The organism is Nonomuraea longicatena, from assembly GCF_039525605.1.
GTDB lineage: Bacteria > Actinomycetota > Actinomycetes > Streptosporangiales > Streptosporangiaceae > Nonomuraea > Nonomuraea longicatena.
The window spans coordinates 139,492-159,009 of the sequence record NZ_BAAAHQ010000035.1; the positions used below are offsets into that span (position 1 = coordinate 139,492).

General features: G+C 70.4%; 19 protein-coding genes. 7 read left to right on the forward strand and 12 right to left on the reverse strand.

Features of this window, described 5'->3' with window-relative positions:
- Positions 1–104 precede the first annotated feature (104 nt).
- Positions 105–875, reverse strand: a complete 771-nt coding sequence (locus tag ABD120_RS28205; protein ID WP_343953154.1) for a PP2C family protein-serine/threonine phosphatase — start codon at positions 873–875, stop codon at positions 105–107.
- A 268-nt stretch (positions 876–1,143) separates the two neighbouring features.
- On the reverse strand, positions 1,144–1,518 hold the full coding sequence (locus ABD120_RS28210) for a hypothetical protein (RefSeq protein WP_343953251.1): 375 nt from the start codon (positions 1,516–1,518) through the stop codon (positions 1,144–1,146).
- A gap of 2,007 nt (positions 1,519–3,525) precedes the next feature.
- On the opposite strand from ABD120_RS28210, the gene ABD120_RS28215 reads away from it, so the two are divergent.
- The 4 genes from ABD120_RS28215 to ABD120_RS28230 all read left to right on the forward strand — a co-directional run bounded on the left by ABD120_RS28215 (position 3,526) and on the right by ABD120_RS28230 (position 8,766).
- On the forward strand, positions 3,526–4,776 hold the full coding sequence (locus ABD120_RS28215; protein WP_343953244.1) for an N-6 DNA methylase: 1,251 nt from the start codon (positions 3,526–3,528) through the stop codon (positions 4,774–4,776).
- Positions 4,777–5,147: 371 nt separating this feature from the next.
- A complete protein-coding gene (locus tag ABD120_RS28220) occupies positions 5,148–6,044 on the forward strand; it encodes a serine/threonine-protein kinase (RefSeq protein ID WP_343953155.1) in 897 nt (298 codons plus the stop codon).
- A 316-nt stretch (positions 6,045–6,360) separates the two neighbouring features.
- The gene (locus ABD120_RS28225) at positions 6,361–7,356 is read left to right on the forward strand and encodes a LacI family DNA-binding transcriptional regulator (protein ID WP_343953156.1); all 996 of its coding nucleotides are present in this window, start codon (positions 6,361–6,363) and stop codon (positions 7,354–7,356) included.
- A gap of 15 nt (positions 7,357–7,371) precedes the next feature.
- Positions 7,372–8,766, forward strand: a complete 1,395-nt coding sequence (locus ABD120_RS28230) for an LCP family protein (RefSeq protein ID WP_343953157.1) — start codon at positions 7,372–7,374, stop codon at positions 8,764–8,766.
- A gap of 60 nt (positions 8,767–8,826) precedes the next feature.
- Here the strand turns inward: ABD120_RS28230 and ABD120_RS28235 are convergent, their stop codons facing one another.
- Genes ABD120_RS28235 through ABD120_RS28245 form a run of 3 tightly spaced genes read right to left on the reverse strand, consistent with a single transcriptional unit; the run spans position 8,827 to position 12,409 of the window.
- A complete protein-coding gene (locus ABD120_RS28235) occupies positions 8,827–9,351 on the reverse strand; it encodes a carboxymuconolactone decarboxylase family protein (RefSeq protein WP_343953158.1) in 525 nt (174 codons plus the stop codon).
- Positions 9,352–11,238, reverse strand: coding sequence for a DNA helicase RecQ (gene recQ, locus ABD120_RS28240; RefSeq protein ID WP_343953159.1), 1,887 nt, complete (start codon positions 11,236–11,238; stop codon positions 9,352–9,354). It lies immediately after the preceding gene.
- Positions 11,239–11,260: 22 nt separating this feature from the next.
- Complete coding sequence (locus tag ABD120_RS28245) at positions 11,261–12,409, reverse strand: MFS transporter (RefSeq protein WP_343953160.1); 1,149 nt, start codon at positions 12,407–12,409, stop codon at positions 11,261–11,263.
- A 173-nt stretch (positions 12,410–12,582) separates the two neighbouring features.
- Here ABD120_RS28245 and ABD120_RS28250 point away from each other — a divergent pair, with 173 nt between their 5' ends.
- Together ABD120_RS28250 and ABD120_RS28255 are read left to right on the forward strand one after the other, a co-directional pair.
- On the forward strand, positions 12,583–13,074 hold the full coding sequence (locus ABD120_RS28250) for an SDR family NAD(P)-dependent oxidoreductase (protein ID WP_343953161.1): 492 nt from the start codon (positions 12,583–12,585) through the stop codon (positions 13,072–13,074).
- Positions 13,075–13,102: 28 nt separating this feature from the next.
- Positions 13,103–13,345: a type B 50S ribosomal protein L31 gene (locus ABD120_RS28255; RefSeq protein WP_343953162.1), complete on the forward strand. Its 243-nt coding sequence runs from the start codon at positions 13,103–13,105 to the stop codon at positions 13,343–13,345.
- A gap of 4 nt (positions 13,346–13,349) precedes the next feature.
- Here ABD120_RS28255 and ABD120_RS28260 read toward each other — a convergent pair whose 3' ends face one another.
- The 3 genes from ABD120_RS28260 to ABD120_RS28270 all read right to left on the reverse strand — a co-directional run bounded on the left by ABD120_RS28260 (position 13,350) and on the right by ABD120_RS28270 (position 15,135).
- Complete coding sequence (locus ABD120_RS28260; protein WP_343953163.1) at positions 13,350–13,580, reverse strand: DUF6343 family protein; 231 nt, start codon at positions 13,578–13,580, stop codon at positions 13,350–13,352.
- 54 nt (positions 13,581–13,634) lie between these two features.
- Complete coding sequence (locus ABD120_RS28265) at positions 13,635–14,327, reverse strand: maleylpyruvate isomerase family mycothiol-dependent enzyme (RefSeq protein WP_343953164.1); 693 nt, start codon at positions 14,325–14,327, stop codon at positions 13,635–13,637.
- Between the two features lie 88 nt (positions 14,328–14,415).
- Entirely contained in the window at positions 14,416–15,135 is a 720-nt protein-coding gene (locus tag ABD120_RS28270) for a hypothetical protein (RefSeq protein ID WP_343953165.1), read from the reverse strand.
- A gap of 185 nt (positions 15,136–15,320) precedes the next feature.
- Here ABD120_RS28270 and ABD120_RS28275 point away from each other — a divergent pair, with 185 nt between their 5' ends.
- The gene (locus ABD120_RS28275; RefSeq protein WP_343953166.1) at positions 15,321–16,220 is read left to right on the forward strand and encodes a sugar kinase; all 900 of its coding nucleotides are present in this window, start codon (positions 15,321–15,323) and stop codon (positions 16,218–16,220) included.
- A 4-nt stretch (positions 16,221–16,224) separates the two neighbouring features.
- Here ABD120_RS28275 and ABD120_RS28280 read toward each other — a convergent pair whose 3' ends face one another.
- The 4 genes from ABD120_RS28280 to ABD120_RS28295 are packed head-to-tail and all read right to left on the reverse strand — an operon-like array spanning position 16,225 to position 19,481.
- Positions 16,225–16,911, reverse strand: coding sequence for a helix-turn-helix domain-containing protein (locus ABD120_RS28280; protein ID WP_343953167.1), 687 nt, complete (start codon positions 16,909–16,911; stop codon positions 16,225–16,227).
- A 34-nt stretch (positions 16,912–16,945) separates the two neighbouring features.
- Positions 16,946–17,584 (reverse strand): response regulator transcription factor, encoded by a 639-nt coding sequence (locus ABD120_RS28285; RefSeq protein WP_343953245.1) that lies wholly within the window; start codon positions 17,582–17,584, stop codon positions 16,946–16,948.
- Positions 17,584–18,732, reverse strand: a complete 1,149-nt coding sequence (locus ABD120_RS28290; protein ID WP_343953168.1) for a sensor histidine kinase — start codon at positions 18,730–18,732, stop codon at positions 17,584–17,586. The genes ABD120_RS28285 and ABD120_RS28290 overlap by 1 nt, the downstream gene beginning before the upstream one ends.
- A complete protein-coding gene (locus tag ABD120_RS28295; protein ID WP_343953169.1) occupies positions 18,732–19,481 on the reverse strand; it encodes a hypothetical protein in 750 nt (249 codons plus the stop codon). The genes ABD120_RS28290 and ABD120_RS28295 overlap by 1 nt, the downstream gene beginning before the upstream one ends.
- Positions 19,482–19,518: the final 37 nt, after the last annotated feature.

The following is a 19,518-nucleotide window of genomic DNA, read 5'->3' on the forward strand; positions in this document are numbered from 1 at the left end:
TCCGATTCACCCGCTGTCGTGCTCGAAAAGGGCCACGTCGTACGAACTGGAGCTTGAAAGCTCCCGGCCTGAGATCCTCGGCTTCCCGGGACGCCCGGTCCTCGTCAGGAACCGGCGCCGACACGGTAGATCGTCGCCTCGCCCTCCCCAGGCGGCACGACGTCGGCCACGATGACGGTCACGTTGTCGGGCGACCCGCCCTGGTTCGCCAGATCGATGAGCCGCTGCACGGCGACCGCAGGGTCGATCACCGTCGACAGCACCTCGTGCAGGATCTCCGGGCCGAGCACACCGGTCAGGCCGTCCGAACAGAACAGGTAGCGATCACCCTGGTCGGCCTCGCGCAAGGACATGTCGGGCTCTGCGCGGCCCTCGGTGCCGAGCACTCGCAGCACCATCGAGCGGCGTGGGTGAACAGCCGCTTGGTCCTCGGTTATGCGGCCTTCATCCACCATTGACTGCACTAGGGTGTGGTCCTTGGTGATCTGGTACAGAGCACCATCGCGAAGCAGGTATCCGCGGGAGTCGCCAAGATGAGCCAGCGCGAAGCGGTTGCCGTCCCACAGTGTGGCGGTCACCGTGGTGCCCATCCCCCTGCGCGCGGGATCGAGGTCGGCCAGCTCGGAAAGCCTGCGCGCCGCCTCGTGCACCGCGCCCTCCAGCGCCGCCTCAAGGTCGCAGCCCGCCTCGGGAAGCGAGACGTCCAGCTCCCGCATCACCGCGATCGCGGCCGAGCTCGCCAGCTCGCCCGCCGCGTGTCCGCCCATGCCATCCGCAACCACGAGCAGACGGCCGCTCGCGTAGCCCGCATCCTCGTTCTGCTCTCTGCGACGGCCGACATCTGATCCGGCGGCATAGCGGATGTTCTGCTTCATGGCATGCAGTAAATCATTGGTTGAAAGACTTCACAAGCAGATGCGCTGAAGACTCGTGTGAACTACTGTGACCCTCATGAGCCACGACCCCACCGTCAACGCCGGGGACATCGCCCGGCTCGCCGGTGTCGGGCGTGCCGCGGTGAGCAACTGGCGCCGCCGCCACGACGACTTCCCCACGCCGGTCGGCGGCACCGCCAGCCAGCCTCTCTTCCTCCTTCACGAGGTCGAAGACTGGCTGCGACGCTACGGGAAGTCCTACCAGGTGTCACTCGCCGACCGGGTGTGGCAACGCCTGAAGGCGGCCGGAGATTTGCGTCTGGGCGACCTCGTGGCCGAGGCCGGCGCCCTCCTTTCCAGCAGGCTCCCCGCTCCTCGGCAGGCCGTCCCCGATGCACCTGGTCTCGCCCTGCGCTCCGCAGGAGACGACACGCCTCGACCCGGCGGGTCCCCACCCGCCGACCCTGGCTCGGCCCGTCACCTCGGCGGTACGGCGCTGCCACCGGAACAGCAGGCGTCCGAGACGTCGACACCCGCTGAGACGTCGCCGTCCCCTGCGCATGACTCGCCGCCCGGCCAGGCCGTCCATCCTGTGGTGGCGGCCGACGGCGTGGTTTCGGGGAAGGGCGCCGGGGACGTCCATGGATCGGTCCCGTCCGGCGCGGGCACCGAGAAGGGCTCTCGGCCCCAGACGACCGAACACGGATCCGGCGACCCGGAGACCGGTCGGAATGCGAGTACGGCAGACCAGGCCGACGCGAGCGTGGCACTCCGAAGGGGTACGCCGAAGCGATCCGGCACCGCAGAGCAGACGGACACCCCAGGCCAGGACGACGCGACGGACACACCGGACCATATCGACACCCCAAGCCAGGACGACGTCGCAAGCCCAAGCGACGGCGTGGGCCAAGGCGGCGCCACGAGCCCGAGCGGCGGCGCGAGCCAGGGCGGCGTCGCAAACCAGGACGGCGCCACGAGCCAGGGCAGTGTCGCGAGCCAGAGCGGCGGCGCGAGCCCGAGCGGCGGACCAGATGAGACGGACATGGCGGGTCGAGGCGGCGAGCCTGGCCGGGCAGACGTGGCGGGCCACGATGTAAGGCGCGACCGGACGGATGTAGCGGGTCAGGGTGGAAAGCCCGACCAGACGGACACGACAGGTCAGAACGGATCAGTTGGCCAGGCAGGCGCGGCGGGGCCGCCGGTCGTCGCCGTACCGCTCGCAGGGGGATCGGCGGCCGAGGCGTCCGTTGACGTGCTGTTCGCCGCAGCTGCTGCCAGTGTGGTCACCGGCGTGCGTGTCGGTCCTGTGGGGGCCGCGGTCGGTTCGGGTGCGGGGCTGCGGGACGCTGTCAGGTCCGGGGAGAGCCTGCTGGAAGCCTCTCTGGCGGAGATGATCGTCGAGTGGGCCGACAAGGACGGCGCCGCCGCGGCGTACGACTTCCTGTGTGAGCGCTATCTGGAGGCCCACTCCAGGCAGCTCTCGGTGACGCGTTCCGATGTCGCGGAGTTGATGGTGCGCCTCGCTGTGCCGAACGGGGGGACCGTCCTCGATCCTGCCTGTGGGGTGGGAACGCTCCTTCTCGCGAGCGCCAGGGCACACGCACATGACGACCTCCACCACGACGCGACGACCTCACCGCCTGTCTCCAGCGGTGCGGAGGCAGATGATGAAGCCTCCTCACCGCCTGTCCCCGACGGTGCGGAGGGTGATGGAGCCGGCGCAAGTGGCCGCGCCGCCCTTGGCGATGCCACGGGGACGGCAGGCGACGTGCATGCGGGTGGCGCACGAGCCGATGAGAGCGCGGACGCACAGGGCCGTTATCGGCCCGGTGAGGGCAGCGGGTCACCGGATCCACGGCGGGATCACGAAGCCGGTCGACTCCATGGAGCTGGTGAAGACGGCAGTTCTCGCGGAGGGGCAGGCTCGGGAGCTCTCGGCCTGAGTGGAGGTGGCGGTTCGAAGGATGCCGTCACGTCGCGGATCGCTCCCGGCCACGCTGCGAGCGGTGACGCGGACAGCGCCGCCGGTGCGGTCAACGGCGATGGCCAGGGCGGCGGGCGAGGTACTGCCGGGTATGAGCAGGTCGGTGCAGGACATGGCACGACCGGCTCGAACGCCGACATCGGCTCAGGTCCAGGCGCGAGTGCCGCGCCGAATGCGCATGCCGGCGACAAGCCGCACGCGCACGCTGGAGACGACACTCGCACGGGCGGAGACACAGGAGACAGAGACGCGGCCTCGTCAGCAGTCGACGCGAGTTCAGGCATGGGCACGGGCACGCACGGGGGCCTAGGCACGGGCGGGAGCACAAGGGCGGGCGGACACACAAGGACGACCGCAGGCGCGGGCGGCAGTGTCGAGGGAAGTGCGCCTACGGGTGCGGGAGCCGATGTGGCCGCAGGAACAGGTGTGGGCGGGGATACGGACACCGGGGTCGGCCCGGATGGCAGATCTGGTGGTGTCGGCGGCTGGGGGAAGGCTGCGGGGGGTGGGTCGGGAGACCCTTCGGAGTCGGGAGACCCTACGGGGTCAGCAGACCCTTCGGGACCGGGGAACCCCTCGGAATCGGGAGACCCTTCGAGGTCGGGGGTCGGGTTGGGGGTGGGTGATGCGACGGATCGTGTTGGTGCGGGCAGGTGGCATGCGGGTGTGCGGGTGCTGGGGCAGGATCTCAGTGAGTCGTCAGCGCTGATCGCCGCGGCGCGGTTGCGGATTCGCGGGGTCAAGGCCGTCATAGCCAGCGGCGACTCCATGCGGCAGGACGGGTTCGCCGGAACCAAGGTGGACGCGGTCGTGTGTGATCCGCCGTTCAACGAGCGGGCCTGGGGATACGAGGAGCTGACGGGCGACCCGCGGTGGGAGTACGGGCTGCCGCCGCGAGGGGAGTCCGAACTGGCCTGGGTTCAGCACTGTCTCACCCACGCGCGGCCTGGAGGCATGGTGGCCGTGCTGATGCCCCCGGCCGCCGCCAGCCGGAAGCCGGGGCGTCGGATCAGGGCCAATCTGCTGCGCGCCGGTGCGCTTCGCGCGGTGATCGCGTTGCCGGGGTCCGATCTGTGGTTGCTGCGCCGCCCCGTGGCGGGTGAACGGCCACCCGCCGACGTGCTGATCCTGGACGCGAGCGAGGACCTGTCGATCGTCGAGCCCGCCTGGCGGGCGCATCTCGCGGGGACGTCGGAGCAGGCGGTACGCATCATCGACCTGTTCGCCGACGAGATCGACATGACGCCTGCGCGCCATCGTCGCAGCCAGGATCTCGGGCGGGCGTTCGTGGAGGCGCGGGAGCGGTTCCTGGCGGCGTCTGCCGTACCGCCGGATCTGCAGGTTCTGGAGCGGCCGCCGGACCTGCCTGTCACCACGCTCGGCGATTTGATCAAAGAGGGTCTGGTGACGGCGCTGCAGGCGCCGCCCAAGATGGCGGTCTCCGGAGGTGAGCTGCCGGTGCTGACGGCCGAGGACGTGGCCTCGGGCGCGCGGCCGTCGGCGCGGACCGCCCGGACCAAAGGGCTGGTGCGGGTGGAGGCCGGTGACGTGGTGGCCTCGTACTCCAGCATTCGGGTGATGTCCGGGTCGGCCGGGGTGCTGGGGCCGCATCTGACCTTGTACCGGGTGGATGCGCGGCGGGTCGATCCGCATTTCCTGGCCGGTTTTCTGCGAGGCGCCGGGGGGCGGACGACGACGGGGTCCAGCCGCTTCGACGCGCGCCGCACGCGACTGCCGCGCATCCCGTTGAAGGAGCAGAGGGTGTACGGCGCGGCGTTCCGGCAACTGGCGGCGATGGAGGATGCGCTCCGGGAGACCACGGTGCTCGGGCAGACCTTGATCCAACTCGGGCTCGACGGCCTGATCGACGGTCATCTACGCCCGATCGACGGTCAGGACGCGACGGAGGATTCCTGACCCGGCACGACAGGCCGGGCCGTGCTGATCGGGCCGCTGACTCGGCGGAAGCCACCGTCCGGCTCGGGTCACCACGCGTTTCGCAGGAGGGAGCGGCCGTCCGTGCGTTCGGTGAGTCGCTCCCGCCAGGTGTCGTCGTCGCCGGTGCGGTGCCGAGGTTCTGAGCGGTGCCCGGCTTGGGCGGGGTGCAGGTGATCGATGGTTATGGATGGGGTGGAAAGAGCTAGAAGGTCTGTCCGTAAAAGAGGTGAAAGTGGCAGACCCCCTTAGGTGTGGTGAAGGGTGGTGTGCACAGGAGGAGCGCTTCTGGAGGGTGATCACCAGTCACACGAACGGTGTAGTTTTTCCGGAAGAGCTGCTGGGAGGGGCGAATGGTCATCGGCGACCGATACGAGCTCGAAGACCTCCCGCTCGGCCAGGGCGGCATGGGCGCCGTCTACGGCGGGCACGATCGGCACCTCGACCGCAGGGTGGCGGTGAAACTTCTGCATCTGCGCGGGCTCGGCTCGCCGGATGAGGAGTTGGAGCGCAGGTTCGTCCGCGAGGCGCGGATTCTGGCCCGGCTGGAGCATCCGGGGGCGCCCGTGCTCTATGACTTCGGTACGCATGAGCACCGGCTGTTCCAGGTGATGCAGTTCATCGAGGGCGTCACGGTGGCCGACGTGGTGAGCGAGCACGGGCCGCTGCCGGTGCCGTGGGCGGCGGCGATCACGGCGCAGGCGGCGGCGGTGCTGTCGGCCGCCCACGAGGTCGGCATCTGCCACCGCGATCTCAAGCCGACCAATCTCATGCTCTGCCCCGACGGCAGTGTGAAGGTGCTGGATTTCGGGCTGGCGATGTTGCGCGATGCCGATGTCACGCAGTTCACCAGGATCGGCCAGATTCTGGGCACGCCCGCGTACATGGCTCCTGAGCAGATACAGCGAGGGCTGGCGGATCCGCGTAGTGATCTCTACTCGCTGGGGTGCGTGCTGCACGAGATGCTGACCGGCCGACAGTTGTTCACCGGGCCGACCGACTACGTGGTCTTCGAGAAGCAGGTCAAGGAGGAGCCGCCGACGATACCCGGCCTGCCTGCGGAGCTGGCCGGGTTGTTGCGGGCGCTGCTGGAGAAACGGCCGGAGCATCGGCCGCCCGATGCGGTGGAGATGTACAAGCGGTTGGCCCCGCTCGCTGTTGATCTGCCGATTCTGCCGGGGTTTCTGACGGTGGCGCCGAGCCCGGGGCGGATGTACGCCCGGATGGTCGGCCGGGTCCTCAACCCCTGACGACCGCCCCCGTCCCCAGGTAGTCGTCCCCAACCCCTGACGACCGACCTTATCCAGAGACTCGACTTGGGTGGTCGGTCGCTGAAGCCGGGTCCGCGCGCAGCGCAGTGACCGACGGGGGGTGATCACCGAATGTCTCAATATTGTCGATCGCGCCCATGCAACCCACCCCCATCCCGCCTGCCGATACCCAGACGACCTGCATAAACGTATGGTGGAACTGTTCGCAGCGGCATCGGCACAGCGCCCTGTTCCCCTGCACCACCCCGCCCATCCAGAGATCAACTTCTCATTTGACCTGTAGATTCCTCTCGTGATGAAACGTCCCACTCTGGAGGCGGTCGCCGCGTATGCGGGTGTTTCCCGCGCCACCGTCTCCAGGGTCGTCAACGGGCAGACGACGGTGGCGCCGAAAATCCGCGACACCGTCTTACGCGCCATAGACGACCTCGGGTACGTTCCCAACCCGGCCGCCCGCAGTCTCGTCACCCAGCGAACCGACTCGATCGCCCTCGTCGTCTCCGAATCGCCCACCCGCGTCTTCTCCGACGACCCGCTGTTCTCCACGGTGATCCGTACCGCGAGCATGGCGTTGGAGGCGGCGGACCGGCAGGTGGTGCTGATGCTGGCCGGATCCGCGCGCAGCCACGCGCGGGTCGAGCGCTACATCGCGGGCGGTCATGTGGACGGCGTCATGCTGATCTCCATGCACGGCGCCGACCCGTTGCCGACCGCGCTGTCCCGGCTGCGCGTCCCCGTGGTCTCGTACGGTCGCCCGCCCGTCCCGGCGAACCTCCCGTACGTCGACAACGACAACGTCGGCGGCGCCGAGGCGGCGGTGCGGCACCTGCTGGGCGCGGGACGGCGCCGGATCGCCACGATCGCCGGTCCGCAGGACATGGTCGGCGGCCAGGACCGTCTGGCGGGTTACCGGAACGCGTTGCGTGACGGAGACGGCCGCCCGTCGGTGGCGGTCGGCGACTTCACCCGTGAATCCGGCGCGACGGCGATGCGGCGGTTGCTGGCCGCCGATCCGGGGCTGGACGCGGTCTTCGCCGCCAACGACCTGATGGCCATGGGTGCGCTGCGGTCGCTGCGCCAGTCGGGACGGCGGGTCCCCGACGACGTCGCGGTGATCGGCTTCGACGACATCGAGGCCGCCGAGTACACCGAACCGCCGCTCACCACGGTGCGGCATCCGATCTTCGAGCAGAGTTCGGCCATGGTGCGGCTGCTGCTCGGCCTCTACGAGAACGGCACTGCGGACCCGGTGATCCTCCCCACGGAGCTGGTCGTCCGCCAATCAGCCTGAACGGAAACAACGGTGATGAAACATCTGCTTGTCTGGCAGTGGGTGGCCGTCGGTCTGGTGGGCCTGGTGGCCCTGGGCTCCATCGGCGGATATGTCTACTACCGGAGTATCGACAGCGGTATCGAACGGGTGGTGGTCGGCAACCTGGGCCCCCGCCCGAAGGAGACGGGCGCGCTCAACATCCTGCTGATCGGCTCGGACTCCCGTAAGGGCGCCAACAAGAAGTACGGCGCCACGACCACCGACCTGAGCGAGCGGACCGACACCATGATGGTCCTGCACATCTCCCCCAACCGCGACAACGCCACCATGGTCAGCTTTCCGCGTGACTCGATGGTGCTGATCCCGCAGTGCGGCACGGTCCCCGCCGGGGTCAGGGCGATCAACTCGGCCTTCAACGAAGGCGGCATCGACTGCACGATGCGGACGATCGAGTCGCTGACCGGCATTCACCTCGACCATTTCATCAAGGTCGATTTCAGCGGCTTCAAGGCCATCGTCGACGCGCTGGACGGCATCGAGATCTGCCTGCCCAAGCCGGTCAACGACCCGTTGGCGAAGCTGGTGCTCGGCGCGGGCAAGCACGTCGTGAAGGGCGAGCAGGCTCTCGGGTACGTGCGCACGAGGAAGCAACTCGGCAACGGCAGCGACCTCGGCCGCATCGAGCGCCAGCAGATCTTCCTCAACCAGGTGATGGCGAAGGCGACCAGCGGCGGCCTGCTCACCAACCCCGTGCGGCTCGACGGGTTCCTGCGTGCGGCCACGAAGGCGGTGACGGTCGACAGCGAGCTGACGTTCGAACGGATGCTGGAGATCGCCAACAGCGTCAGCGGCCTGACCGCCAAGGAGCTGAAGGGCACCACCGTGCCGGTCGAGGCATACCCCCCCAAACCAGAAGCGCTGGTGCAGTTCAAGGAGCCGGACGCCAAGGACTTCTTCCAGCGGATCGTGAACGACGTCGAGGTCACGCCGCCGGCCACCACCGGCGCCAGCGCGGCGCCGAAGATCGCCCGCGACCAGGTGCGGGTCCAGGTGCTGAACGGCACCGGCGAGAGCGGCCGGGCGGGCCGGATCGCCGAGGAACTGACCGCACAGGGCTTCGTGGTGGTCGAGACGGGCAACGTGCCGACCACGGCCGAGACCTCGATCCGGTACGGCAAGAAGCGGGCGGACGCCGCGCCGTACGCCGACGCGGTGTCCGCCCGGTTGTCGAAGGACAAGCGCACCCCGGTGGCCGGGATGGTCAGGCCGCAGACCCGCGAGGTCTACAAGAAGGCGCCCGCTACGTTGAAGACCCCGCTGGTGCAGCTCGTCATCGGCACCGACTGGCCGGGGGTGCGGGTGCTGTCGACGATCCCGGACTCGATGAAGGACAAGGTCATCGACAGCAACACCGACCCCTGCAAGTGACCACGAAGCTGCGGCCCGAGACCTTCGAACCGCAGCCGTGCACCCGCGACCCGGTGTGCCTCAGACACGGAAAACCCGTAGTTGGAGGGCGAGCGTGGTGTAGTAGCCGACCAGGGTGGTGAGCTCGAAGACGAGGTCGGGGTCGAGCAGCCCGTACTCGTCGTCGTCGAGGTCGCCCCTGCGGGTCAGCGCCCGCGCCACGCGCAGCACGGCGGCCTCCTGCGGGTCGTCGAACGGTGACTCACCGGAGCGGAGGGCGGCCAGTTCGGCGTCGGTGATGCCGTGGGAGCGGGCGACGGCCTCGTGGGTCGCCCACTCGAAGGCGCTGGCCTGGTGGTCGGCGACGGTGAGGACGGCGATCTCGCGGCACCGGTCGCTCAGCCGTGATCCGTAGCGGACGGCGGCGCCGAGCTCCTGCAGCGGACCGCCCAGCGCGGGGCTGAGCAGCATCGCGTTGAACGGCCCGACCAGCCGCCCGTCGGCGTCAACGGCGGACGCCCCTCGCGGCCCGGCGGTGATGCGCCGGTGGACGGCGCGGGCCTCGGGGCCGAGGCGGGCGGGGTCGAAGGCGGGCAGCCGCGTCATCTAGCGCTCCTCCGTGTCGAGGACATCGAGAAGCTGATCGCCGTTCTCCGTGCCGAGGACTTCGAGGAGCTGATCGCCGCCCTCTGTGCCGAGGACTTCGAGGAGCTGGTCGCCGTATTTGGCGAGTTTGGAGTCGCCCACGCCGCTGATCGCGCTGAGGGCCGACAGGCTGGTGGGCCGGTGGGTGGCGATCTCGCGCAGGGTGGCGTCGTGGAAGATGACGTAGGCGGGAACGCCCAGTTCCTTGGCGGTGGCGCCGCGCCAGGCGCGCAGCCGCTCGAAGACCGGGGCCGCCTCGGGCGGCAGTTCGGCCGCCGGGCGGGCGGACTTGGCCGTCGAGGAGGAGCGCGAGGTGCGCGGCTTCAGGTCGCGCCGCAGCGGCACCTTCTCCTGACCGCGCAGCACCTCGGCGCTGGCGTCGGTGAGGACCAGCGCGCCATACTGCGGCTCGACCGCGAGCAGTCCTCTGGCCAGGAGCTGGCGGACGGCGCTGTGCCATTCGGCGGCCGTCAGTTCGGTGCCGATGCCGAAGACGGACAGCGAGTCGTGGGAGAACTGCTCGACCTTGGCGGTCTTCTTGCCCAGCAGGATGTCGACCACCTGGCCAACGCCGAACTTCTGCCTGCGCTCGCGGTCGAGGCGCACCACCGTGGACAGCACCTTCTGGGCGGCGACCGTGCCGTCCCACGTCTCGGGCGGGGCGAGGCAGGTGTCGCAGTTGCCGCAGGAGCCCTCGGCGCGCTCGCCGAAGTAGTCGAGCAGGATGGCGCGGCGGCAGGTGACGCTTTCGCAGAGCGCGAGCATGGCGTCGAGGTGCAGGGACTGGCGGCGGCGGTGGATCTCGTCGCCTTCGAGGGCCAGCCGCCGGTGCTGGACCACGTCTTGCAGGCCGTAGGCCATCCAGGCGGTGGCGGACTGGCCGTCGCGGCCTGCGCGGCCGGTCTCCTGGTAGTAGCCCTCGACGGACTTGGGCAGGTCGAGGTGGGCGACGAAGCGGACGTCCGGTTTGTCGATGCCCATGCCGAAGGCGATCGTGGCGACCACGACCATGCCCTCCTCGCGCAGGAAGCGGGACTGGTGGAGGGCGCGGGTGCGGGTGTCGAGCCCGGCGTGGTAGGGCAACGCGGGGATGCCGTGCTCGGAAAGGAACTCGGCGGTCTTCTCCGCCGAGGACCGCGACAGGCAGTAGACGATTCCGGCGTCGCCCGCGTGTTCGGTGCGCAGGAAGTCGAGCAGTTGCTTCTTGGGCTCGCTCTTGGGGGTGATGCGGTACTGGATGTTGGGCCGGTCGAAGCTGGCGACGAAGTGGCGGGCCCGGTCGAGGCCGAGGCGGGTGGAGATCTCGGCGTGGGTGTCGGGTGTGGCCGTGGCGGTGAGGGCGATGCGCGGCACTTCGGGCCAGCGCTCGCGCAGCTCGGACAGGCCCAGGTAGTCGGGGCGGAAGTCGTGGCCCCATTGGGAGACGCAGTGGGCCTCGTCGATGGCGAACAGCGCGATGTCGCCCTTTTCGAGCAGGCGGAGGGTGGCCTCGACGCGCAGCCGCTCGGGCGCGAGGTAGAGCAGGTCGAGCTCGCCCGCCAGGAAGGCCGCCTCGACGCGCTGGCGCTCGCCGAAGTCCTGTGTGGAGTTGAGGAATCCGGCGTTGACCCCCAGGGCGGTCAGCGCGTCGACCTGGTCCTGCATGAGCGCGATGAGCGGCGAGACGACCACGCCGGTGCCCGGACGCACCAGGGCGGGGATCTGGTAGCACAGCGACTTGCCGCCGCCGGTCGGCATGAGGACGAGCGCGTCGCCGCCCGCCACCACATGTTCGATGATCTCCTGCTGGCCGGGCCGGAAGGAGTCGTAGCCGAAGACACGGCGGAGGGCGTCGAGGGGCGTATCCATGCGGCTACCTTATGTGGGTCGGTCAGGCTGGACCGCGAGTTCGCCCACGGCGATCGTAGGCGACCAGCGCGGCGGCCCCGGCCAGGCAGCAGAGCGCGACGGCGCCCATGGCGAGCGGGAATCCGAGGAGGGCCGCGGCGGGCGGGGCGAGCGCCTTGGACACCGTGACGGGCAGCGTGAGCGCGCCGCTGACGGCGGCGAAGGCGGCGGTGCCGTACCTCTCGGCGAGCAGCGCGGGCCGCGCGATCGTGGCCACGCCGAACCCCAGCCCGAACAGGACCACCGCGCTCACGGCGCCCCACTGGCCGCGCCCGACCAGCGGCAGCAGGACGGCGGCGAGCCCCTGGAGGGCGAAGACGGCCGCCGCGACCAGCGCGACAGGGAATCTGCTCTGCAGCCCGGTCGTGACGACGCGGCCGGTCACGGACAGCACGCCGAGCAGCCCGGCGACGGCGGCGGCGAAGACCGGCGGGTGCCCGAGCCCGATCAGGTAGGTGACGAGGAGCACGCCCATGACGGCGACGGCGCCGGTCTGGGTGAGGAAGGCCAGCACGAGCAGCCAGAACGGCCGCTCGCCCAGCGCCGCGCGCACCGCCGCCCGCGAGGCGGCGGGCCGCCCGCCGGTGCCGCTCCCGCGCACGGCCGACCAGTGCAGCGGTACGGTCACCGCCCCGTAGAGCACGGCCAGGACCACCAGCGCGGCCCGCCAGCCGTACCGCTCGACGAGGAACCCGGTGAGCGGCAGGAAGACCGTGGAGGCGAATCCGGCCACGATGGTGACGGCGAGCAGCGCGCGCGGCCGTCGCGCACCGTCGAACCAGGCCACGATGACCGCGAACGCCGCCTCGTACAACGTCATCGCGGACGCGACCCCGAGCACCGCGCACACGATGTACAGCTGGACGAGATCCTGGACCTGGGACCAGGCCAGTACGGCCGTGGCGCCCAGGGCGGAGCCCGCGGTCATCAGCCCGCGCCCGCCGCGCCGGTCGAGTCTGCCGCCGATGAGCGGCGCGACCAGTCCGGACACGAGAACGGCGAGGGTGATCGCCCCGGTGACCTGCGGAACCCCGGTACGGAGCTCCCGGGCCATCGGGGTAATAAACACCGAAAAAGCGTAATAAAGCACGCCGTATCCGGCAGTTTGTGTGATCGCCAGCGCCAGGACCATCCGCCGCCCGCCCGGAACCTCCGGAACACACCCCGGACGGACCCTAACGATCACACCAGAAGCCCTTCCCAACCACAAATGCACTTATACGGTGATATGCATCACCTCATGAGTTCTTCCCATGTAGTCACCGGAGGAGGAAAGGGGATCGGCCAGGCGATAGCGACGCCTCCGTGCATGACGCCCCGCTCGCGGAGGTGCGGCGGTTGATCGCCGCCAACCTCGACCTCGCCGTCGTCGGCTGCGGCGTCGCGGTCAGGGCCTTTCTCGCGGCCGGTACGGCCGGAGCCGTCGTGAACCTCACCTCCCACCAGGCCGCCCGCGCGGTACCCGGCGCGCTGCCCTATGCGACGGCCAAGGCCGCCGTCGAGGGCCTGACCAGGTCTCTGGCCGTGGAGTACGGCACCAGAGGGATCAGGGTGAACACCGTCGCCCCCGGCTCCGTCGCGACCGGCAGGTACACCGAGACCGTCACCCCCCAGGTCGAGGCCGAGATGGCCCGCCTGCACCCGCTCGGCCGCGTGGCCAGGGCGGAAGAGATCGCGGCGGTGGTGGTGTTCCTGCTCTCACCGGCCGCCTCGTTCGTGAACGGCGCGACGGTCCCCGTGGACGGCGGCCGCACGGTGCTCGGCCTCGATCCGGAAGCCCGACCCATTCGGGAATGAAAACCATTGCGCCTCGGTTGCAGGGGCCATGAGGAAGAACCTGCACCCCGAGTACCGCCCCGTCGTCTTCCGCGACCCGAGCGCGGACTACGCGTTCCTGACGCGTTCAACGCTGACCAGCGACAAGACCGTGGTGTGGACCGACGGCCGCACCTACCCGGTCGTGGACGTGGACGTCTCGTCGGCGAGCCACCCCTTCTACACCGGCCGGGGCCGGGTCCTCGACACCGCGGGCCGGGTCGAGCGCTTCAAGCGCCGCTACGGCGGGTAGCCGGTCAGCAGCGGCCCCGCAGGACGACGAGGTCGATCAGCGCGACGACGGCGGCGACACCGGCGATGACGGCCTCCACGCTCCACACCGGCTGCCCCGTCGCCGTGGCCCGCACGACGAAGAACACCCCCAGCGCGGTGAAGACGACCAGCGCGATCACCGACATGATCCGCCGGGCGCGCACCGGGCTGCGGGCGTTCAGTGGCTCGCTGCCCTCACGGTCCCGTCGCCCCATGACCGCCTCCCCCCATTCAGGCCGGGCGACCCGGCTTCAGACCAGGCGACCCCGTCAGGCCAGGCAGCGCAGCGCGGCGGCCAGGCGCGGGTCGAGCGCGTCGCCCGCCCTGCCCACCGTCGCCGCCACGAACTCCGGGTACGACAGGTCGGCGGAGGCGCCGTCCGTTCGTACCCTGACCTGGTCGGCCGTCTGCTCGATCTCGACCTCGGCCTCCTGCTCGGCCAGCGCGAAGCGGCCCACGGCCACCCGCCACGCGTCGCGGGCCGCCCGCTCCTCGCCGGAGACCGGGGCACCGACGTCGTCGGCGTGGGTGGCGTACTCGGAGTCGTAGTGGAACGCCTGCGCCCCCACGGGGTAGTCGCCCACCATCGTGTCCAGGGTGCCGTCGCGCCCGCGCCCGCGCATGCGGGCCCGCGTCTGCGCGTTCTTCTCCCGCCACTCGGCGAGGACCTCCTCGACGGGCAGACCGCGCCGCCCGGCCACACACCACTCGTTGAACTCGTTGAACCCGGTGATGCCCTCGCTGCTCATCCGGCCCATGAGCTGCTTCACGGTGCCGTCGAGGGCGGCGTGGTTGTACATCTCCTCGCCCGCCAGGTGCCCGAGCACGTCGCGCACCGTCCACCCCTCGCACCGGGACGGCCGGGCCCACCCCTCGGCGTCGAGCCCGGCGAAGAAGCTGTCGAGCCGGGCCGCCTCGAAGTCGAAGATGTCGAACGGGTCGTAGCGTTTCAGCAGGTCCATACCCTGAGCGCTACCCGCTCAGAACAGCCGCAAAAGAAGCGGCGCCCGGCCCCCGAGGTGCGGGGACCGGGCGCTACCTGGTGATGTGTCAGTGCCAGCGCTTGTACACGCGGACGTAGTCGGAGCCGCTCTCGGAGCCGTTCAGCTCGTCCGTGCCCTCGAAGACGGCCTTGAAGCTGCCGGACTTCCAGGCGCGGGTGCTCGCGTTGAACTTGCCGCCCCACTTGGTGGTGGTGGTGCCGATGTGCTTCCAGCCGCTGTTGCCGTTGGCGCGGTAGTAGATGCCCACCTTCTCGCCGCTGGCGCCCTCCCAGCCGTCCTCGTCGGCCTGGAGGCGGCCGGAGATGTGGATCGACTTGCCCTTGCGGACCTTGTACGGGTCCGCGGTGAAGCGCGTGATCCGGGTGTCGGCCTTGCCGGCGTCCTCGACCTCGACGGCGAACGCCGCGGTGTCCTCGGCGACCTTCTTGCCGTCCTTGAAGGCCTCGGCGATGGCGGTCCACCGGCCCTCGTCGCTGTCGTTGAAGTCGACGGAGAAGCGCCAGTTGCGGTCGCTGACGGTCTTCTCGCTGAGCGTCCTGAACTGGCCGTCCAGGCGCACCCGCAGGGTCACCTTGTCGACGTCGCTGCTGGCCCCGACCTTGAAGTAGGCCGTGGTCTCCCCGCCCTGCTTGACGCTGACCGGGTTGGGGGTGATGTCCTTGATCTCGACGCTGGACGTGCGCTGCTGCGCCAGAGCCGAACCGCCGGAAAGGAGCATGGCGCCGCCGACGGTGGCCGCGACCAGCCCAAGTGCGATCTTCTTCATGAGGGTGCTGAGTCCTCTCCCCGTATCGCGGGATCGACTCGGGATTGCCGATCCGCTCTACTACTTTGAGGCTCAGGATCGGGAAAAGGTTGACTAAAATCGCGAAAATTATTTGATCATGGAGCTGACCTGCAGAGACGGCGAAAAATCCGAATTATCGCGCAGGCCGGATACAGTCAGGCCCCATGACCGACGTCTACACACTCGGCGCGGCGCTGGGCGTGGTCGCCAGCGGCCGGATCCGCCATGACAGCGAGGCCAGGCTCGACGTGTGCGGACCGGAGTTCACCCTGGCCGTCGGGCTGGCCAGGCTCGGTCACTCGGTCGCCTACCTCGGCAAGGTCGGCGCCGACGAACTGGGCTCGCGCATCCTGTCGGTGCTGCGCGGCGAGGGCGTGGACATCGCCGACCTGCGCGTGGACGAGCACGCGATCACGGGCCTGCTGGTCAAGGAGTCGCGGGTCGGCTACCCGGTGCTGACGTCCTACTACCACGCGGGCTCGGCGGGCTCCCGGCTCACGCCGGGGCACGTGCCGATCGACCGGATCGGCGCCGCCCGCATGCTCCACCTGACCGGGCTGTCGGCGGCGCTCGGACCCGAGGTGCTGGAGGCGATGCGGGCGGCGGTCACGGCGGCCAGGAACGCCGAGGTGATGGTGTCCTTCTCCGTGACGTACCGGCCGGAGCTCTGGGCCTCGGTCCGCGAGGCGGAGAAGGTGCTCGGCGAGTTCGCGCTCGCCTCCCACCTGTTGTTCGTCAACCAGGACGAACTCGACCTGGTCAAGCCCGCGCTCACGGGCGAGCGCGAGGTCGTGGTCAACAGGGGGGCGAAGGGCGCCAGCGTCCGCGCCGACCGCATCCGCTACGACGTGCCCATGGTGCAGGTGCCGGTGGTGGACGTGGCCGGGGCGGAGGAGGCGTTCTGCGCGGGCTACATCTCGGGCGCCCTGGACGGCCTCACGCCGTCCGAGCGCCTGCGGCGGGCCACGCACCTGGCCGCCGCCGCCACGACGGCCGCCAGCGAGTGGCAGGCCCTGCCCGCCCGTGCCGACCTGCGCCGCTTCTCACCGCAGAAACCCCTCTGATGCGTTATCCGGCGTCGAGGACGACGTAGCCGAAGTCGTCGCCGACCCTCGACCGGAGCCTCCTGACGACCTTGTCGGCGTCGTCCTGCGGGCTCGGTGTGTAGAACGGCCTGCCGTCGCGGCCGAACGTGATCACCGACGGCCCCTCCAGGGCGCCGAGGTGACCCGCGAGCTCGGGCAGGTCGGTGTGGGCCTCGAAGCCGAGGCTCTCGGCGTACGCGGTGGAGCCCCACACGAGTTGCCTGGCCAGCTCGATGGGCGCTTCCTGGTAGCCGGGGTAGTCGCTGAAGACGAAGTCGCGGGCGCTGCGCAACTGCACCTCGTCCATGACCTCGGGGCCGTGCGTGAACTTGACGCCGAGGCAGTGGACGTCGGCGAGGAACCCGGCGATGGACGCGCGGTCGCGGCCGTGCCTGCGGGCGACGAGCACGCTGACCCAGCCGGGCATGACCGACTGTCCCGCCCCCTCGTCGTGCCAGCCGTGGGCGGGGTCGAAGGACAGGCCGGCGCTCCAGCCGGTGCTGATCCAGCAGCCGATCAGCTCGGGCTCGGCGGTCGTGGCGGTCTCTGCCGCGATCTCGCGGACCAGGGGTGCGACCACCGACGGCTTGACGCCGAGCGCACGGGCGATCTCCTTCGGGGACTTGCCCTGGATGCGCAGCTCTCGCACCTGAATCTTGAGTTCGGTCACGACTGGTCACCATACTTCACGCCAGATCGGGATATCACCGTGAACGCAGGTACGTCAGAGCGGCCAGCACCCTGCGGTGGTCGCCGGGGTCGGGGCCGAGTCCGAGCTTGGTGTACACGCCGGTAACGTGTTTGGCCACGGCCGCCTCCGAGACGTACAGGCGCCCGGCGATGGCGCCGTTGGACCTGCCCTCGGCGATCAGCGTCAGCACCTCACGCTCACGCGGCGACAGCACGTCGAGGGGGTCGTGGGCGCGGCGGTGGACCAGGAGCTGGTGCACCACGTCCGGGTCGATGACCGTGGCGCCGCCGGCCACCGCGCGCACCGACTCGACGAACCCGGACACGGCGCCGACGCGGTCCTTGAGCAGGTAGCCGACGCCGCGTACCCCCGCTTCCAGCAGTTCGCCCGCCGCGGCGGCCTCGACGAACTGCGACAGCACCACGACCCCGAGCCGGGGATGCTCGCCGCGCAGCCGGATCGCGGCCCGCAGGCCCTCGTCGGTGAAGTCCGGCGGCATGCGCACGTCCACCACGACGACGTCCGGCACGTCCTCGGCGACCGCGCGCAGCAGTTCGACGGCGCTGCCGACGGCGGCCGTCACCTCCAGGCCGAACCGGGTGAAGATCCCGGTGAGGCCCTCCCGCAGCAGGACGGAGTCCTCGGCGATCATCACGCGCACGGCAACTCCACCCTGACCACCGTCGGGCCTCCTCTCGGACTGCTGAACGACAACGTGCCGTCGAACACCGCGAGCCGGTCGGCCAGCCCGGCCAGGCCGCTGCCCGCCGCCGGGTCGGCGCCGCCGACGCCGTCGTCGCCCACCTCGACGACGAGCAGCCCGCCGGACTCACGGGCGGTGATCGTGACCCGCCCGGCGCCGCTGTGCCTGACCGCGTTGGTGAGACTCTCGGCGACGCAGAAGTACGCCGCGGCCTCCACCCCGGCGGACGGGCGGCGCGGCACGTCGAGATCGAGGACCACCGGCAGGGGACAGTGGCGGGCCAGGTCGGTGAGCGCGGCGCACAACCCCCGGTCGGTGAGCGCCGACGGGTGGATGCCCCTGATGACGCGGCGCAGCTCCTCCTGGGCGGCCTGGACGTGCTCGTAGGCGAGGCCGATGGCCTGTGCCGTGCGCACGGGGTCCTCCTCGACGTCCAGCCGGGCGAGACCGAGGTGCATGAGTACGGCGGTGAGCCGGTGCTGCGCCCCGTCGTGCAGGTCGCGCTCGATGCGCCGCCGCTCGGCCTGGAAGGCGTCCACCAGGCGGGCCCGCGAGCGGGTCAGCTCGACCAGGCTCTCCTCCTCCGGTGCCGCCAGCAGGCTGCGGGCCAGCGCCGCCTGCGCCACGGCGAGCACGGTGAACAGGTAGGCGCACCCGGCGGCGGTCGCCACGACGAACAGGGGTGACAACACGGCGGGCAGCGCCAGGACGTAGGAGTGGACCGTGAGCCCCACCAGCACGAAGATCGTGCCGTTGGCGGTGGGAAGCAGCGTCGCCCACAGCAGCGCGTGGCCGATCTCACGCCAGGTGGCGGGGCTCGCGAGCCCCGCACGGGCGGGCGGCGGGGGCAGCCCCTCCGGGTCGACCAAGCGCAGCCGCCGCCGTTCCAGTGCGGCGATGGGACGGCTCAGCACACAGGCGGCGACCAGCAGGACGGCGCTCGCGGTGACCATCCCGGCCTGCCGCCCGTTCACGACGATCACGATCCAGGCCAGACCGCCCGGCAGGCCGGTCAGCAGGTAGAGCAGTGCCCGCCACGGCCACGCGGAGACGAGGAACCGCAGTGGGTCGCTCGTGATCGTCTGCCAGGCGTTCATCAGCCCTTGATCGTACGGGTCACCTTGCCGTCGGCGTCCATGAACTGGATGCGCGGATCGCCGTTCGCGCCCACCCGGAGCACGATGCGGGGGATGCCCTTGCCGTCGGCGAGGGTGACGGCCGAGGCCTTGTCCGGCTCCTTGCCGATGAAGACGCGCTGCGGGCTCGGGTAGCGCTTCTTGAGGTCGGCGATGGCGGCGTCCTTCTCCGGCCCCGGCGGCATCTGCTCGATCCGCTTCCACTCGCGCACGTACTCGGTCATCCCGGCCTCCGGCCGATCCTGGACCCGCAGCCCGACGCTTCGGGCGGTGCCGTTCTGGGCGTATTGCAGTACCAGGGTCTGGTCCTGTTTGTGCTGGTCGAAGGCGAGCATCCCGTGCGCCTGCTTCGTGCCGTCCACGACACCGCTGTCGGTGCCCAGGCCGCCGGCCTCGTCGCCCTCGCCGTTGTAGAAGGCGATGCCCGCCCGCTGCCCTGCGTTGCCCAGGTCCTGCCCGTCGATGATCACACCGGGTGACTTCGCCTTGTTGGCGAGGACCATCCGTGGCTTGCCGTCCGCCTCCAGAACGTTGATCCGTTGTACGTCGATCTCCTCGAAGCGGGCCTTGCCGTCGCCGCCCGCGACGGCGGTGCCGCCGGTGGCCAAGATCACCCCGCCGGTGACCACGACGGCGAACATGCCGCCGATGAGGATGCGGGTCTGCCTGAGCTGCCGCTTGACGCGGGCGATCTCCTGGGATTCGTCCATGTCCCGATCTTCACGGCCGCCGGGCGCGGCGGCCATG